The organism is Streptomyces fradiae ATCC 10745 = DSM 40063 (genome assembly GCF_008704425.1).
Taxonomy (GTDB): Bacteria; Actinomycetota; Actinomycetes; order Streptomycetales; family Streptomycetaceae; genus Streptomyces; species Streptomyces fradiae.
The window spans coordinates 1,659,315-1,675,619 of record NZ_CP023696.1 but is presented as its reverse complement, the minus strand read 5'-3'; the positions used below and the strand labels follow the sequence as shown (position 1 = coordinate 1,675,619).

Genomic DNA, 16,305 nt, shown 5'->3' with positions numbered 1-16,305 from the left:
CCTGAACGCCGAGTCGTGACCGCCGGGTCCTGACCGCAGGGTCCCGGTCTCCGGGTCCCGGTCTCCGGGGGGCCGGCGGGGGTCCGGCTCACCGGGTCCCGACCGGCCGGGGCCGCGCCGGCCCGCCGCCAGGGCGGGCCGCCGCCCCTCCCCGGACCGGCCGGGCGCGGCCGGGTCGGGAAGGACGGACCGGTCCCGTCCCCCGGGGCGCTCCGCCCGGGGCACTCCGTACACCGGTACGCATCACGCCCCTACGCCGGGCGTCACGCCCCTACGCCGGGCATCCGCCCGCACGCCGGGCGCACCCCGCCGGCACGCCGTCGCGTCCCGCGGGCCGTCACATCTCGCCCAGGGTGACCTGCGCCGTCCGCCCCTTGCCTTCGCGCAGGTAGCGCACCTGCACCCGCTGCCCCGGCTGCATCGACGCCAGGGCCTCCAGCAGCGAGGTGATCGTGGTGATCTCGTCGCCGCCCACCCGCGTGATGATGTCGCCCACCCGCAGCCCCGCCGCCTGCGCGGCGCCGTCCTCCGTGACGCGCTCCACCGCGACCCCGGCCGGGCGGTAGTCGTCGTCCAGCACCGTCCGCCCCGAGATCCCGAGCGCGGCCCGCCCCGACTCCCGTACGCTCCCGTACTTCACGATCTGGTCGGCGACCGTCCGCACCATCGACACGGGAATGGCGAAGCCGATCCCCGGCGCCGTCCCGCCGCCCAGCTCCGGGTCGGCCGCCGCGAGGGTCGGGATGCCGATGACCTCGCTGTCCAGGTTGACGAGCGCGCCGCCGCTGTTGCCCGGGTTGATCGGCGCGGAGGTCTGCACCATGTTGCCGATCGTCGCGCCCGTCCCCCCGCCGGAGTCGCCCTCGCTGACCGTGCGGCCGATCGCGGAGACGATGCCCTGCGTGACGGAGCCGGACAGCCCCAGCGGGGCGCCCATGGCGAGGACGATCTGCCCGACCTCCACCTTCGCCGAGTCCCCGAACCGGGCGGGCCGCACCCCCTCCGGCGGGGCGCCCTCCAGTTTGATGACGGCGAGGTCCTGCTCCGGGTAGCTGGAGACCAGCCGCGCGGCGACGGGCTGCTCGCGGGTGGCGATGGTGACGCGGAAGCTGCGGGCGGAGCCGACGACGTGGGCGTTGGTGACGATGTGCCCCTCGGCGTCGTAGACGACGCCCGAGCCCAGGCTGTCGCCCGCTTCGATGGTGACGACCGACGGCAGGACGTTCTTGATGACGGTCTGGTACTCGCTCTGCAGGTCGCCCGGCTGCCGCGGCTCGGCCGCCGCCCGGGTCGGCGCGGTCGCCGGGACGCGGGGCCCGGCCGCCGCGGGGCCCGCGGGGAGCGGGGCGGCGGTGCAGCCGCCCAGCAGGGCGGCCGTGGCCGCGACGGCCACGGCGGCGAGGGGCGGCAGCGGCGTGCGGGGGCGCGGCGGGAGGGCATCCATGTCCGGAGTATCCCTTTCGTCCGCGCGCCCCTGCCCGCGCAGCGCACCCGATCAGGGGGCATCCGCCCCGCCGGCCGGGCACGCCCGACCGCTACGCGCGAGCCGCCAGGAACTGGGTCGCGGCCAGCTCCCCGTACAGCGGGTCGCCCGCCACCAGCTCGTCGTGCGTGCCCACCGCCCGCACCCGGCCGGCGTCCATCACCACGATCCGGTCGGCCAGCGTCACCGTGGACAGCCGGTGCGCCACCACCAGGACGGTCACGTCCCGCGCCGCCTCGGCGACGACGTCCCGCAGCGCCAGCTCGTTCACCGCGTCGAGCTGCGAGGTGGCCTCGTCCAGCAGGAGCAGCCGGGGCTTGCGCAGCAGCGCGCGGGCGACGGCCACCCGCTGCCGCTCGCCGCCCGACAGCTTCGAGCCGCGGTGCCCCACCAGGGTGTCCAGCCCCTCCGGCAAGCGCTCCACGAGCGCGTCCAGCCGCGCCCGGACGAGCACCTCGCGGATGTCCCCCTCCGTCGCGTCGGGCGCGGCGAACAGCAGGTTGTCGCGGAGCGTGCCCGCCAGGACCGGGGCGTCCTGCTCCACGTACCCGATGGAGGCCCGCAGCTCGGCGACCGGCCAGTCGCGCACGTCCCTGCCGTCCACCAGGACCCGGCCGCCGGTCGCCTCGTAGAACCGCTCGACCAGACCGAAGACGGTCGTCTTCCCGGCGCCCGACGGGCCGACGAAGGCGGTCATGCCCGGACCGGGCACCTCGAACGACACCCCGTGGTGGACGTACGGCAGGTCGTCCCGGTAGCGGAAGGCGACGTTCTCGAAGACGACCGACGCCCCTCCTCCGGCCGACGCCCCTCCTCCGGCCGTCGAGCCCGCCCCTCCGACCGGGGAGCCCGCCGCCCCGGCCGCCGAGCCCGCCGCCCCGGCCGGAACCCGGGCCGCCGAGCCGCCCGCCGCCCCGGCGGGGTCCTCCACCGCCAGCCGCTCCGCCTCCTCGACGCGGGCGATGGCCGCCGACCCCTTCTGGTACTGCGTCGCCGCCTCCACGAGCTGCGACACCGGCTCCATCAGGTAGAACAGGTACAGCAGGAACGCGATCAGCTCGGCGACGGTGATCGCCCCGGACGCGACCCGCGCCCCGCCGATGCCGAGCACCGCCAGGAACGACACCTGGATCGCGAGCCCCACCGACGAACCGGCGAGCGCCTGCCACTTCGCGGCCTTCACCCCGTGCCGCCACGCCTCCTGCGCGGCGGCCTCCACGGCGGCGGTCTCCCGCTCCTCGGCGCCCGACGCCTTCACGGTGCGGAACGCCCCGAAGACCCGCTCCAGACGGCTGGATATCTCCCCGACCGCCTCCTGCGAGCGCCGCGTCGCCTCCGCGATCCTGGGCATGGCCAGCGCGAACGCCCCGCCGATCAGCACGATCACCCCGAGGGTCACGCCGAGCAGCACGGCGTCCATGAGCAGCATCATCACCAGCGTGGCCAGGAAGCCGACCCCGCCCGTCACCGCGGAGACGACCGACTGGGTCGTCACGGCCCGCAGCAGCGTCGTGTCCGAGGTGATCCGCGACATCAGGTCGCCCGGCTGGGTCCGCTCCACCTCCGCCAGCCGCAGCCGCAGCAGCCGCCCGATCAGCGACCGCCGGGCGGCGAGCACCACCGACTCGGCGGTGCGCTCCAGGACGTACGAGCCGACCGCCTGGACCGCCGTCCCGGCGACCACCAGCGCGGTCAGAGCGAGCAGCACGCCCGTGATCGACTCCTCCCGGCCGAGCCGTTCGACCAGGGCTTTGGCGGCGAGTGGCTGCGCCAGTCCGGCCACGGTGCCGACCAGCGCCAGCAGCGTGCCGAGGGCGACGACCGCGCGGTGCGGCCGGAAGTGCCGGTACAGCGCCCGCCAGGTCTCCCGCGCGGGCAGCCGGGGCGTCGCGGCGCCCTTGTCCACAGAGCTCTCACTACTCACACCGGCTAGGACGCCGCGGACCCGGTCCGCACCTGTCCCGCCGGGGCGCGGATTCCGGCCGATCCGGGGGCGTACGATCCGGCCTCCGCACGGCGCCCGCCCGGCCCCGCCCGCGAAGCGGCCGACCGCGGGCCCTCTGCGCTCGCGGGCCTCGCCGGATCGGGCGTCGTCGGCGCCCCGCCGTCAGTCCCGGACGCAGCACAGGCCCGTCAGCCCCGCGCGCCCGCCGTCGGTCCCGCGGGCCGTACCCGCCCGTCCGAGCCCCGGACGCCGCTCAGCCCCGTCAGCCCCGGACGCCGCACAGGTGCAGCAGCGACGCCACGCGCCGGTACGGGTCGGTGCGCCCCGCGCGGTCCTCGGCGGCCAGCAGCCGGTCCAGCTCCTGCGCCGCGGGCAGCCCCTCGTCGCCGGGCACCGTCTCGGTGAAGACCCGCACGCCGTACCAGGCCTGCAGCGGCGCCGCGATGCCGGCGAGCGTGGCCGTCAGCGTGTCGAGCCGGTCGGCGCGCGCGGGCACCCCCCGCTCTCCCGCGCAGGTGTCCGCGTCGAACGCGGCGAGGGCGCCCGCCCAGTCCCCGGCCAGCCCCGGCCGCATGGCCAGCGCGTCGGCGTTCCGTACCACCAGGGACAGCAGGCCGCCGGGGGCCAGCATGCGGGCGAGCCCGGCGAGCATGGCGTCGGGCTCGTCGACGTACATCAGCACGCCGTGGCAGAGCACGACGTCGAAGCTGCCCGGCAGGAAGTGGACGCCGGTCTCCCGGCCGTCGCCCTCGATCAGCCGGAACCGCTCCCGGATCCCGGCGGGCTCACCGGACAGGGCCTCGCGGGCCGCCCGCAGCAGCTCGGGGTCGGACTCCAGTCCGGTCACCGTGTGCCCGGCCCGCGCGAGCCGCAGGGCCTGCGTGCCCTGGCCCATGCCGACGTCGAGTATCCGCAGCCGCTGGCCCACCGGGTAGCGGGCGCCGATCTGCTCGTCGAGCTGGCGGGCGACGATCTCCTGGCGGACCGTGTCGCGCAGTCCGCCGGGACCCGTCGTCAGTACCTCGGCGGCCGCGCCCCCGCCCCCCGAGACCGCGGTACTCAGGGCCGCTCTCCCCGTTTGACCTGCGGCTTCGGCAGCCGCAGGCGGCGCATCTGGAGCGAGCGCATCAGGGCGTACGCCACCGCGCCGCGCTTCGGGGTGTCCGGGAAGCGCTGCTTGAGCTGCTTGCGCAGACGGATCGCCAGGCCGATGGAGTCGACGACGATCAGGACGATGACGCCCAGCCACAGCACCGTGGCGATCGTCTGCATCTGACCGACCTGGATCACCGACAGGACCAGGATGACCACCGCGAGCGGCAGGAACATCTCGGCGACGAAGAACCGGGAGTCGACGAAGTCGCGCACGAACCGGCGGACGGGGCCGCGGTCGCGGGCGGGCAGGAAGCGCTCGTCGCCGGTGGCCAGGGCCTCGCGCTGGCGGGCCAGGTCGGCACGCCGGGCCTCGCGCTGGCGGCGCATCGCCTCCTTGCGGTCGAGCGTCGGCGTCACCGCGCGGCGGCGCTGGGACTGGGCCTCGCTCCGCTTCGGGGTGGGGCGGCCCTTGGGGGCCTGCGGGTCGCGGGGCTGCTTGGAGAGGTCCGCCGTCACCTTGCCGGTGGGGGCCTTCTCATCCTTCGAACGGCTACGGAACACAAGGCCCAAGGGTACGGGGTGCCGCGCCTGGACCCGACCCCGGCGGGGAACGATCCGGCAACGGCCCGCGCCCCGCGCCCGCGCGACCCCGACGGGCACCCCGTGCCCGCCCTACGGGCACCCCGTGCCATCCCTGGGGGAATCCGCGGTCCTCTACTCCTTGCGCCGGAGGGAACGGCGCGGCCACTCGTCCTTGGGGAGGAGCGCATCGGCGCCCGAACAGTGCGGTAATGGAAGCAGGGCCCGTAGGGTGGGTTCTGTCGGAGAGCTGCAGCCGAGACGGTTCAGAAGGGGGCGCGCGAAGCCCATGAGCGGTGTGATGAAGCGTATGGGGATGATCTTCCGCGCGAAGGCGAACAAGGCCCTGGACCGGGCCGAGGACCCGCGCGAGACCCTCGACTACTCCTACCAGAAGCAGCTTGAGCTGCTCCAGAAGGTGCGGCGCGGCGTGGCCGACGTCGCCACCTCCCGCAAGCGCCTCGAACTCCAGCTCAACCAGCTGCAGGGCCAGTCCGCCAAGCTGGAGGACCAGGGCCGCAAGGCGCTGGCGCTCGGCCGCGAGGACCTCGCCCGCGAGGCGCTGTCCCGGCGGGCCGCGCTCCAGCAGCAGGTCACCGACCTGGAGACGCAGCACCAGACGCTCCAGGGCGAGGAGGAGAAGCTGACGCTCGCCGCGCAGCGCCTCCAGGCCAAGGTGGACGCCTTCCGCACGCGCAAGGAGACCATCAAGGCCACGTACACGGCCGCGCAGGCCCAGACCCGCATCGCCGAGTCGTTCTCCGGCATCTCGGAGGAGATGAGCGACGTGGGCGTGGCCATCCAGCGCGCCGAGGACAAGACGGCGCAGCTCCAGGCCCGCGCGGGCGCGATCGACGAGCTGCTCGCCTCCGGTGCCCTGGACGACCAGTCGGGTCTCGCCAAGGACGACATCCAGGCCGAGCTGGACCGCCTGTCGGGCGGTACGGACGTGGAGCTGGAGCTCCAGCGCATGAAGGCCGAGCTGGCCGGCGGGACGAGCGCGCAGCAGCAGGCCATCGAGGGCGGCGACGGCGCGCAGCAGCAGGGCCAGGCGCAGGGCGAGGGCCGGCAGGCACCGAGGTTCGACAAGAGCTGAAAGGCGGCGTCATGATCGTGCGGATCATGGGGGAGGGCCAGGTGAGACTGGCCGACAGCCACTTCCCCGAGCTGGACGAGCTGGACGACGAACTGCTCGCGGAGATGGAGGCCGGTGACGGCGCCGGCTTCCGCCGCACCCTGCACGCCCTGCTGGACCGCGTCCGCGAGCTGGGCACACCGCTCCCCGACGACTCCCTGGAGCCGTCCGAGCTGATCCTCCCGGCACCGGACGCGACGCTGGAGGAAGTGCGCTCCCTCCTCTCCGACGACGGGCTGATCCCCGGCCGGTAGCGCCCCGCACCACCTCGGTACCGCCCGGCACCACCTCGGTACCGCCCGGCACCGCCCGGTACTGCCCCGGCACCGCCCGGCACCCAGGGCCCTGGCCGCCCGCCCCGTCCGCCCGCCCCCTGTCCGGGGCGGCCGGGCGGCGGGCCGCCTTGGCTACCCTCTCGGTGTGCCGGCCCAAGGAAACGCCCTCACGCGCTGCCGCGACTGGCTGCGCGCGCACCCGCTCGCCTGCGACGCCGTGCTGGCCGCCGCCGTACTCGGGGCGATGGTCCTCGGGTCCTTCGTCGAGCCGCACGGCGACGGCACCGGCCCCACCTTCAGCGCGCGCACCCCGCGCCCCCTGAGCGTCGTGCTCATGGTGGTGGGCGCCGCCGCGCTGGTGGCCCGCCGCCGCGCGCCCGTGCGGGTCCTGGTCTGCACGGGCGCGGCCGCCGTCTCGGACTTCGCCGCCGGGGACCCGCACGCACCGGTCGCGATGAGCACCGTCGTCGCCCTGTACACGGTCGCCTCCCGCACCGACCGGCCCACGACGTGGCGGGTCGGCCTCGCCACGATGGCGGTCCTGACCGCCGCCGCCATGTCCTTCGGCTCCGCGCCGTGGTACACCCAGCAGAACCTGGGCGTCTTCGCCTGGACGGGCATGGCCGCCGCGGCGGGCGACGCCGTCCGCAGCCGGCGGGCGTTCGTGGACGCCATACGGGAGCGCGCCGAGCGGGCCGAGCGCACCCGCGAGGAGGAGGCCCGCCGCCGCGTGGCCGAGGAGCGGCTGCGCATCGCGCGCGACCTGCACGACGTGGTCGCCCACCACATCGCCCTCGTCAACGTCCAGGCCGGGGTCGCCGCGCACGTCATGGACCGCCGTCCCGACCAGGCGAAGGAGGCCCTCGCGCACGTCCGGGAGGCGAGCCGCCGCGCGCTCGACGAGCTGCGCGCCACGGTGGGGCTGCTGCGCCAGTCCGGGGACCCGGCCGCCCCCACCGAGCCCGCGCCCGGCCTGGCCGTCCTCGACGACCTGCTGGAGGGGTTCCGGCACGCGGGCCTGCCGGTCCGGGTGGCCCGCACCGACCAGGACACCCACCTCCCGGCGGCGGTGGACCTCGCCGCGTACCGGATCGTCCAGGAGGCGCTGACCAACGTCCGCAAGCACGCGGGTCCGGGCGCCACGGCCGAGGTGAGCGTGCTGCGGGTGGGCCGGACGGTCGAGGTCACCGTCCTGGACGACGGGGGCACCGCCGCGCCCGCCGCCCCCGCCGAAGGGCCGGCCCCCGCCCGCGGGGAGCCGGACCGGCCCGGCGTACGCGCCCCCGCCCCCCGCCCCGCGCCCGCCGACCGCACCACCGCCGACCGCACGCCCGCCGACCGGACCGCCCCCGCCGTCGCGACCGTCTCCACCCGCCCCGCCGGCGGGGCCAGGACCACCCCGGCCGGCGGGACCGCCCCCGCCGCCCGCACCCCGGCCCGCCGGAGCGCCCTCCGTGCGGGCCCGGCGTCCGGGACCGGCGCGGCCCCCGACGCCCGGACCCCCGAGGGCCCCGCCCCCACGGGCGGCGGGCACGGGCTCGTCGGGATGCGGGAGCGGGTGGCGGCGCTCGGCGGGGCCCTCACGACCGGGCCCCGGTACGGGGGCGGCTACCGGGTGCGGGCGATACTTCCCCTCACCACACGCTCCGGGGAGGACCTGGTCCCATGACGACGACCGAGCCGATCACCGGACCGACCACCGCACCGGCCCCAGGGCCGACCACCGCACCGGCCCCAGGGCCGACCACCGCACCGGCCTCAGGACCGGCCCCCGCACCGACCCTCGGGTCGACCCCCGCACCGATCCCCGCACCGGTCCCCGAGCCGATCAAGGTGCTGCTCGCCGACGACCAGGCCCTGCTGCGCAGCGCGTTCCGGGTGCTGGTCGAGTCGGAGCCGGACATGCGGGTCGTCGGGGAGGCGGCGAACGGCGCCGAGGCGGTCGCGCTCGCCCGCGCGACCTCGCCCGACGTGGTGCTGATGGACATCCGCATGCCGGGCACGGACGGCCTGGCCGCCACCCGGGAGATCTCCGCCGACCCGGACCTGGGCGACGTCCACGTCGTGATGCTGACGACGTTCGAGGTGGACGAGTACGTGGTGCAGTCGCTGCGCGCCGGGGCGTGCGGCTTCCTCGGCAAGGGCGCCGAGCCGGAGGAGCTGCTGAGCGCCATCAGGGTCGCCGCCGCGGGGGACGCCCTGCTGTCGCCGGCCGCCACCAAGGGGCTGATCGCCACGTTCCTGGCGCAGAGCCCGCAAGGCCCGCACGGGCCGGGGGGCACGGCCGGGGGCGGCGCGCCCCCCGGCGGATCCGCCCCGCACGCCGCACGGCTGGCCGGGCTGACCGGCCGGGAACGGGAGGTCCTGGTCCACGTGGCCGCGGGGCTCTCCAACGACGAGATCGCCGCGCGGCTGGAGGTCAGCCCCCTCACCGTCAAGACCCATGTGAACCGGGCCATGGCCAAACTCGGGGCCCGCGACCGCGCCCAGCTGGTCGTCATCGCGTACGAGTCGGGGTTGGTACGCCCGAGGGTGGACTGAGCGGCCCGCCCGAGTACTCCGAACGCGGTAGTCGGGGCGGGGCAGGAAGGGACCTGCGGGCGAGGGAAGGGCCCTCCTCGATGGCGGATGGTGTGAGGGGCCGTACGACCCGGCCGCCCGGACCGCGCCCCGGCCCCGCCCGGCCGCCGACCGGACCACGCACGCCGAGCCACCGCACGGAGCCCACCCGCCCCGAGCCACCGCACGGAGCCCACCCGCGCCGAGCCACCACGCCAAGCACACCGCACAGAGCGAGACCACCACGCCAAGCCCACCGCGCCTGGCGCACCGCGCCGAGCCTCCGCGCCCGGCGCACCGTGCCGAGCGCGACCACGCCGAGCCACACCCCGGAAGAGAGAACCACGACGCCATGTCCTGGCTGTCCAGATTCAGCCTCGCCCAGCGGGCCCTCGTCGGCCTGATGTCGATCGTCGCGATCGTCTTCGGCACCATCGCGATACCCCAGCTCAAGCAGCAGCTCCTGCCCTCCATCGAGCTGCCCATGGTGTCGGTCCTCGCGCCGTACCAGGGCGCCTCGCCCGACGTGGTCGAGAAGCAGGTCGTCGAGCCCCTGGAGAACTCCCTGGAGGCCGTCGACGGCCTCAAGGGCGTCACCTCCACGGCCAGCGAGGGCAACGCCCTGATCATGGCCACCTTCGACTACGGCGACGAGTCGACCAAGCAGCTCGTCGCCGACGTCCAGCAGGCCGTCAACCGCGCCCGCGCCGTGCTGCCCGCCGGGGTCGACCCGCAGGTGGTCGCCGGCTCGACGGACGACATCCCGACCGTCGTCCTCGCCGCCTCCTCCACCGGCAAGGACCAGCAGGCCCTGGCCGGCCTGCTGGAGCGGACCGTCGTCCCGGCCCTGGAGGACATCGACGGCGTCGGGCAGGTCTCGGTCAGCGGCGTCCAGGACCTCCAGGTCTCCGTCACGCCCGACGACCGGAAGCTCGCCGCGGCCGGCCTGACGACCGCGCAGCTCGCGGAGGCGCTCCGCTCGGGCGGCGCCACCGTCCCGGCCGGCTCCTTCTCCGAGGGCGGGCAGAGCCGCACCGTGCAGGTCGGCGGCGCCTTCACCGCGCTGCGGCAGATCGAGGAGCTGCGCATCCCGCCGGCCGCGCCCGGCAAGGGCGGTGCCGTCCGCCTCGGCGACGTCGCCACCGTGAAGCAGGAGGAGTCCGCCCGTACGTCCCTGACCCGGACCAACGGCAAGCCGAGCCTCGCCGTGATGGCCACGATGGACAAGGACGGCAGCGCCGTCGCCATCTCCGAGGCCGTCGAGGAGAAGCTGCCCGAGCTGCGGCGCGGCCTCGGCGCGGGCGCCGAGCTGACCGTCGTCTCCGACCAGGGCCCGGCCGTCGCCAAGTCGATCTCCGGCCTCACCACGGAGGGCTCGCTCGGCCTGGTCTTCGCGGTCCTGGTGATCCTCGTCTTCCTGGCGTCGATCCGCTCCACCCTGGTCACGGCGGTGTCGATCCCGCTCTCCGTCGTCCTCGCGCTCCTCGTGCTGTGGAGCCGCGACCTGTCGCTGAACATGCTGACGCTGGGCGCGCTGACCATCGCCATCGGCCGCGTCGTGGACGACTCGATCGTCGTGCTGGAGAACATCAAGCGGCACCTCGGCTACGGCGAGGAGCGCCGGGAGGCGATCCTCACGGCGGTCCGCGAGGTGGCCGGCGCGGTGACCTCCTCCACCCTCACCACCGTCGCCGTGTTCCTCCCCATCGGCCTGGTGGGCGGCATGGTCGGCGAGCTGTTCGGCTCGTTCTCGCTGACCGTGACGGCGGCCCTGCTGGCGTCGCTGCTGGTGTCGCTGACGGTGGTGCCGGTCCTCTCGTACTGGTTCCTGCGCGCGCCCAAGGGCACGTCGGCCGACCCGGAGGAGGCCCGCCGGGCCGCCGAGGAGAAGGAGAGCCGCAGCCGGCTGCAGCGGATGTACGTGCCGGTGCTGCGGTTCGCGACGCGCCGCCGCCTCACCAGCCTGGGCATCGCCGCGGTCGTGCTGGTCGGCACCTTCGGGATGGCGCCGCTGCTGAAGACGAACTTCTTCGACCAGGGCGAGCAGACCGTCCTGTCGGTGAAGCAGAAGCTGCCGCCCGGCACGAGCCTGGAGGCGACGGACGCGGCGGCGAGGAAGGTCGAGGAGGTCCTGGCGTCGGCCGACGGCGTCGAGGACTACCAGGTCACGGTCGGCTCGTCCGGCTTCATGGCCGCGTTCGGCGGCGGTACGGGCGCCAACCAGGCGTCGTACCAGGTGAAGCTCGCGGAGTCGGCGTCGTCCGCGGAGGTCCGCGACCGGATCGACGCGGCGCTGGACCGGCTGGAGGGCGTCGGCGAGACGTCGATCGCCGCCGGCGACGGCTTCGCCAACCAGGACCTGAGCGTCGTCGTCAAGGCACCCGACGCCGCGACCCTGCGCGCGGCGGCCGAGGCGGTGCGCGAGGAGGTCGCCGGGCTGGACGACGTCACCGACGTCCAGAGCGACCTGGCCCAGTCCGTGCCGCGCGTGTCGGTGCGGGCCACCGCGAAGGCGGCCGGAGCCGGGTTCGGCGATGCGGCGCTCGGCATGGCCGTGGCCCAGGCGGTGCGCGGCACCCCGGCGGGCAAGGCGGTCCTGGACGACGCCGAGCGGGACGTGGTGATCACGTCGGCGCGGCCCGCCCGCACCCTCGCGGAGCTGCGGGCGCTGCCGCTCGGCCCGGTGAGGCTGGGCGACGTCGCGGACGTACGGCTGGTGCCCGGCCCGGTGTCGATGACCCGCATCGACGGCGCGCGGGCCGCGACGGTCAGCGCGAAGCCGACCGGCGACAACACGGGCGCGGTGAGCGCCGAGCTCCAGAAGCGGATCGGCGCCCTGGACCTGCCGGAGGGCGCGACCGCGTCCATCGGCGGCGTCTCGGAGGACCAGCAGGAGGCGTTCGCCAACCTGGGCCTGGCCATGCTCGCGGCCATCGCGATCGTCTTCATGCTGCTGGTGGCGACCTTCCGCAGCCTGGTCCAGCCGCTGATCCTGCTGGTCTCGGTGCCGTTCGCGGCGACGGGCGCGATCGGCCTGCTGATCGTCACCGACACGGCGATGGGCGTCCCGGCGATGATCGGCCTGCTGATGCTGATCGGCATCGTCGTGACCAACGCCATCGTGCTGATCGACCTGATCAACCAGTACCGGGAGCGGGGCCTCGGCGTGGTCGAGGCGGTCGTCGAGGGCGGCCGCCACCGGCTCCGCCCGATCCTCATGACCGCGCTGGCCACGATCTTCGCGCTGGTCCCGATGGCGCTGGGCATCACGGGCGAGGGCGGCTTCATCGCGCAGCCGCTGGCGGTCGTGGTGATCGGCGGCCTGATCACCTCCACGCTCCTGACCCTGCTCCTGGTGCCGACGCTGTACGCGATGGTGGAGCTGCGCAAGGAGCGCCGGGCCGCCAGGCGCGCCGCCCGCCGGGAGGCGGCCCCCGCCGCGCAGACCGCGACGGCACCGGGGGAGGCCCCCGCGGACGGGACCACCGCGGACGGCACGCCGGCCCGCGCGGGCGCCCGCGAGTAGCGGCGCCGCGCGGCGGAGAACGACGAGGGGCGCCCCCGGCGGGGGCGCCCCTCGTACGCGTCGGGTGCGGCCGTGACCGCCCCCGGCGCAGCCGACCGGGGCCCGGTGGTTCGCACCGGCGACCCGCGACCGGCCCGGAGGCCGACCGGGGCCGGCCCGGTGGACGGGGCCCCGTGGTCCGGCCGGGTCAGGGGAGGGCCAGCATCCGCTCCAGCGCCAGCTTCGCGAAGTCCTCGGTCTCGCGGTCCACCTGGATGCGGTTGACCAGGTTGCCCTCCGCGAGGGACTCCAGCGCCCACACCAGGTGCGGCAGGTCGATGCGGTTCATCGTGGAGCAGAAGCACACGGTCCGGTCGAGGAACACGATCTCCTTGCCCTCGTCGGCGAAACGGTTCGCCAGCCGCCGTACCAGGTTCAGCTCCGTGCCGATGGCCCACTTCGACCCGGCGGGCGCCGCCTCCAGGGTCTTGATGATGTACTCGGTCGAGCCCACGTAGTCGGCGGCGGCGACGACCTCGTGGCGGCACTCGGGGTGCACCAGCACGTTGACGCCCGGAACGCGCTCGCGGACCTCCCGGACCGACTCCAGCGAGAACCGGCCGTGCACCGAGCAGTGCCCGCGCCACAGGATCATCTTCGCGGCGCGCAGCTCCTCGACGGTCAGCCCGCCGTTCGGCTTGTGCGGGTTGTAGACGACGCAGTCGTCCAGGGACATGCCCATGTCCCGGACGGCGGTGTTGCGGCCCAGGTGCTGGTCGGGCAGGAAGAGCACCTTCTCGCCCTGCTCGAAGGCCCAGTCCAGGGCGCGCCTGGCGTTGGACGAGGTGCAGATCGTGCCGCCGTGCTTGCCGGTGAAGGCCTTGATGTCGGCGGAGGAGTTCATGTACGAGACGGGCACGGTGGTGTCCGCGATCCCCGCCTCGGTCAGGACGTCCCAGCACTCGGCGACCTGCTCGGCCGTGGCCATGTCGGCCATGGAGCAGCCGGCCGCCAGGTCGGGCAGGACGACCTTCTGGTCGTCGCCGGTCAGGATGTCCGCCGACTCCGCCATGAAGTGCACGCCGCAGAAGACGATGTACTCCGCCTCGGGCCGGGCGGCCGCGTCCCGGGCGAGCTTGAAGGAGTCGCCCGTGACGTCCGCGAACTGGATGACCTCGTCGCGCTGGTAGTGGTGGCCGAGGACGAAGACCTTGTCCCCGAGCTTCGCCTTGGCGGCGCGGGCGCGCTCCACCAGGTCCGGGTCGGACGGCGAGGGGAGGTCGCCGGGGCACTCGACGCCCCGCTCGCTCTTGGCGTCGGCCTCGCGGCCGAGCAGCAGCAGGGCGAGCGGCGTCGGCTGGACATCCAGGGGCTGGGCGGTGGTCACGACACGCACCCTTTCTACTGAGCCTTTTCGTCTAATTGACGCTATCTATCATAACTGGTTCACGTCACTTTGACGATGTCCATAGTGTCGATGTGACGAGTTCGCCGTCCCACAGGCCGGTGCTTGCGCCGGAGGCGGTGTGCGAGCATGAAGGGGTACGACCGGGCGCGGCCCGGAATGAATCGGCGACCCCGCCGGTTGCAACCGTCGGCAAGCAGTCTCCGAACAACCCGGGAGAGAAGCAGATGTCCGTATCGGACGAGAAGACCACTGTCAGTGACGGCATCATCCTGACGGACGCCGCCGCCGCCAAGGTCAAGGCCCTGCTCGACCAGGAAGGCCGCGACGACCTGGCGCTCCGCGTCGCCGTTCAGCCGGGTGGCTGCTCGGGCCTGCGCTACCAGCTCTTCTTCGACGAGCGCTCCCTCGACGGCGACGTCGTCAAGGACTTCGACGGCGTCAAGGTCGTCACCGACCGGATGAGCGCCCCGTACCTGGGCGGCGCCTCCATCGACTTCGTGGACACCATCGAGAAGCAGGGCTTCACCATCGACAACCCGAACGCCACGGGTTCCTGCGCCTGCGGCGACTCCTTCAGCTGATCCGCTGATCCGCCCAGGCCGAGCGGAAGCCGGCCCCGCCGGGCGGCCCGCCCGGCCCGGAGCCGGCCGGACGTGACGGACGCAAGGCGGCGGCCCCCGGACCCCTCCCGGTCCGCGGGGCCGCCGCCTTCCGCCGTCCCGGCGCGGCTCACCCTCCCGTGCCCCGCCGTCCCGGCACCCCACCTCTCCCACCACTCCCGGTCACCCACCGAGCCACCGCGCCGGTCAGCGCACCCGGTCACCCACCGAGCCACCGCGCCGGTCACCGACCCGGCCCCGCACCCGGTCACTTCGTCGGCGTCGAGCCGCTCCGGGGCAGGGGCCGCCCGGTCGCCGCGTCCACCACGGCCCGCTCGCCCACCGGCGCCTCCAGCACCACCGTCGCCTCCACCGGCAGGGCGATAGCGGCGCACATCCGGTCGGGGCCGCCCGGGATCTCGAAGACCCGCAGCCGCACCCGCGTGTCCGTCTCGTACGCCCGCACCAGGTAGGGGCTGCACGCACCGCCCGTGAACGACACCCGCAGCCGCCGGTCGCCCGGCCCGTACGGCGCGACCGCCAGGTTCGACGGCTCGGCGGTCGGGTACAGCCGCTCCAGCGGCACCGCCGGGTAGGAGAAGCGGTACGGCCGCCCGTCCCGCTCGCCGTCGAACAGCCAGGCCGGCACCAGCGTCGCCCCGGTCCGCCCCACCGCGGGCGAGAGTCCCAGGACCGCCGTGCGGATGGTCACCTCGGGCTCGGCGGGACGCTTCGGGACCGTCGTGCCCGGCTTGCACGGCCCGCTCGGGTCCGCCCCCGCCCGGTCGCCGTCCGCCGTGGCCGGGCCCGAGCCGTCCAGGTGCGGCACGGCCGTCGCGCAGCCGCCGACGCCCTCGCGCGGCCAGGTGGCGCCCACCGTCGCGTTCAGCTCCCGCACCGCCTGCTCGGCGCTGATCAGCGGGTACGCCTCGCCGCGCGCCGGAGTGCTCAGCCGCCCCTCCGCCGAGACCACGCCGCCGCCGGCGTCCACGGTGATCCGCGGGCCCCAGTCGCGCGTCGGCAGCCCGTCCACCCGCGGCTCGGCGGTCACCGTGCGCACCGAGCCCCGCGCCTCCGACCGCACGACCGCGTCCGCCAGCCCCAGCGCCTCCAGCAGCGGCGCCGCGGCCCGCCGGGCCGTCTCGTCGTCCACCGGCCGGTCGGTCGGATCACCCGGGCAGCGCTTGCCCTTGGGGCAGTCGTCCGTGACCGGTCCCTGGGCCTCGTACCGCCAGTGGCCCGCCTCGTCCACGTGGAGCGAGGGGCCCGAGCCGTCCCGCTCCGGGCCGACCCGCCAGCCCAGCGGGGCCTTCACCGGGGCGCCCGGGAAGCCCAGCGCCTTCGCCAGCCGGGCCGCGTCCGCCGCCGTCACCTTCTCCGGCGCCCGGTAGGCGTGCCCCTTCTCCGGCGCCTTCGGCAGCGGGCCCGCCACCCGGTACCGCTCACCCCCGGACGGGTCCGGCTCGCCGGGCGCGATGCCGGGCGCCGTACCCCCCGGAGCGGTGCCGCCCGGCGAGGGCGTGGCGCCGGGGCCGCCGCGCCCGTCGTCGGCGGCGCCCGCCACCGTCCGCGCGCCGCCGTCCGGCCCGCCCACCGCCAGGTAGGTCCCGCCGCCCGCCGCCAGCACCGCCGCCGCCACCAGGGCGACCGCGAGCGGCCGGCGCCGGCCCGGTCCTGCGTCCGTGCTGGTCTCCGTGTCGCTCACCGCAAGGCTCCTTCGTC

12 protein-coding genes are annotated in these 16,305 nt (G+C 75.5%); 6 read left to right on the top strand and 6 right to left on the bottom strand.

Translation table 11 applies throughout. From position 1 onward, the window contains the following. Nucleotides 1-337 precede the first annotated feature (337 nt). The 4 genes from CP974_RS07395 to CP974_RS07380 all read right to left on the bottom strand — a co-directional run bounded on the left by CP974_RS07395 (nt 338) and on the right by CP974_RS07380 (nt 5,084). Complete coding sequence (locus CP974_RS07395) at nt 338-1,444, bottom strand: S1C family serine protease (protein ID WP_069976077.1); 1,107 nt, start codon at nt 1,442-1,444, stop codon at nt 338-340. Nucleotides 1,445-1,535: 91 nt separating this feature from the next. Beyond that, nucleotides 1,536-3,407 (bottom strand): ABC transporter ATP-binding protein, encoded by a 1,872-nt coding sequence (locus CP974_RS07390; protein ID WP_051839982.1) that lies wholly within the window; start codon nt 3,405-3,407, stop codon nt 1,536-1,538. A 283-nt stretch (nt 3,408-3,690) separates the two neighbouring features. Beyond that, on the bottom strand, nt 3,691-4,446 hold the full coding sequence (locus CP974_RS07385; protein WP_031135902.1) for a class I SAM-dependent methyltransferase: 756 nt from the start codon (nt 4,444-4,446) through the stop codon (nt 3,691-3,693). Between the two features lie 41 nt (nt 4,447-4,487). Then, on the bottom strand, nt 4,488-5,084 hold the full coding sequence (locus tag CP974_RS07380; protein WP_031135900.1) for a DUF3043 domain-containing protein: 597 nt from the start codon (nt 5,082-5,084) through the stop codon (nt 4,488-4,490). A 307-nt stretch (nt 5,085-5,391) separates the two neighbouring features. Here CP974_RS07380 and CP974_RS07375 point away from each other — a divergent pair, with 307 nt between their 5' ends. From CP974_RS07375 to CP974_RS07355, 5 genes are all read left to right on the top strand, one after another. Then, a complete protein-coding gene (locus tag CP974_RS07375) occupies nt 5,392-6,198 on the top strand; it encodes a PspA/IM30 family protein (protein ID WP_078915865.1) in 807 nt (268 codons plus the stop codon). Between the two features lie 11 nt (nt 6,199-6,209). Beyond that, nucleotides 6,210-6,491, top strand: a complete 282-nt coding sequence (pspAA, locus tag CP974_RS07370) for a PspA-associated protein PspAA (protein ID WP_031135896.1) — start codon at nt 6,210-6,212, stop codon at nt 6,489-6,491. 166 nt (nt 6,492-6,657) lie between these two features. Beyond that, complete coding sequence (locus tag CP974_RS07365) at nt 6,658-8,181, top strand: sensor histidine kinase (RefSeq protein ID WP_223844531.1); 1,524 nt, start codon at nt 6,658-6,660, stop codon at nt 8,179-8,181. Beyond that, nucleotides 8,178-9,053 (top strand): response regulator, encoded by an 876-nt coding sequence (locus CP974_RS07360; RefSeq protein WP_078915410.1) that lies wholly within the window; start codon nt 8,178-8,180, stop codon nt 9,051-9,053. Before CP974_RS07365 ends, CP974_RS07360 begins: the two co-directional genes overlap by 4 nt. Before the next feature lie 370 nt (nt 9,054-9,423). Next, entirely contained in the window at nt 9,424-12,597 is a 3,174-nt protein-coding gene (locus CP974_RS07355) for an efflux RND transporter permease subunit (RefSeq protein WP_031129528.1), read from the top strand. Between the two features lie 187 nt (nt 12,598-12,784). Here the strand turns inward: CP974_RS07355 and nadA are convergent, their stop codons facing one another. After that, nucleotides 12,785-13,963, bottom strand: coding sequence for a quinolinate synthase NadA (gene nadA / locus CP974_RS07350; protein WP_031129529.1), 1,179 nt, complete (start codon nt 13,961-13,963; stop codon nt 12,785-12,787). A gap of 245 nt (nt 13,964-14,208) precedes the next feature. Here nadA and erpA point away from each other — a divergent pair, with 245 nt between their 5' ends. After that, nucleotides 14,209-14,565: an iron-sulfur cluster insertion protein ErpA gene (gene erpA, locus CP974_RS07340; protein WP_023589056.1), complete on the top strand. Its 357-nt coding sequence runs from the start codon at nt 14,209-14,211 to the stop codon at nt 14,563-14,565. 286 nt (nt 14,566-14,851) lie between these two features. Here the strand turns inward: erpA and CP974_RS07335 are convergent, their stop codons facing one another. Beyond that, nucleotides 14,852-16,288: a hypothetical protein gene (locus tag CP974_RS07335; RefSeq protein WP_031129532.1), complete on the bottom strand. Its 1,437-nt coding sequence runs from the start codon at nt 16,286-16,288 to the stop codon at nt 14,852-14,854. Nucleotides 16,289-16,305 lie beyond the last annotated feature (17 nt).

Bases quoted from the DNA above. Each gene is read 5' to 3' on its own strand.
- CP974_RS07395 (WP_069976077.1), bottom strand. From the start codon at position 1,444: ATGGATGCCCTCCCGCCGCGCCCCCGCACGCCGCTGCCGCCCCTCGCC.
- CP974_RS07375 (WP_078915865.1), top strand. From the start codon at position 5,392: ATGAGCGGTGTGATGAAGCGTATGGGGATGATCTTCCGCGCGAAGGCG.
- pspAA (WP_031135896.1), top strand. From the start codon at position 6,210: ATGATCGTGCGGATCATGGGGGAGGGCCAGGTGAGACTGGCCGACAGC.
- CP974_RS07360 (WP_078915410.1), top strand. From the start codon at position 8,178: ATGACGACGACCGAGCCGATCACCGGACCGACCACCGCACCGGCCCCA.
- CP974_RS07355 (WP_031129528.1), top strand. From the start codon at position 9,424: ATGTCCTGGCTGTCCAGATTCAGCCTCGCCCAGCGGGCCCTCGTCGGC.
- erpA (WP_023589056.1), top strand. From the start codon at position 14,209: ATGTCCGTATCGGACGAGAAGACCACTGTCAGTGACGGCATCATCCTG.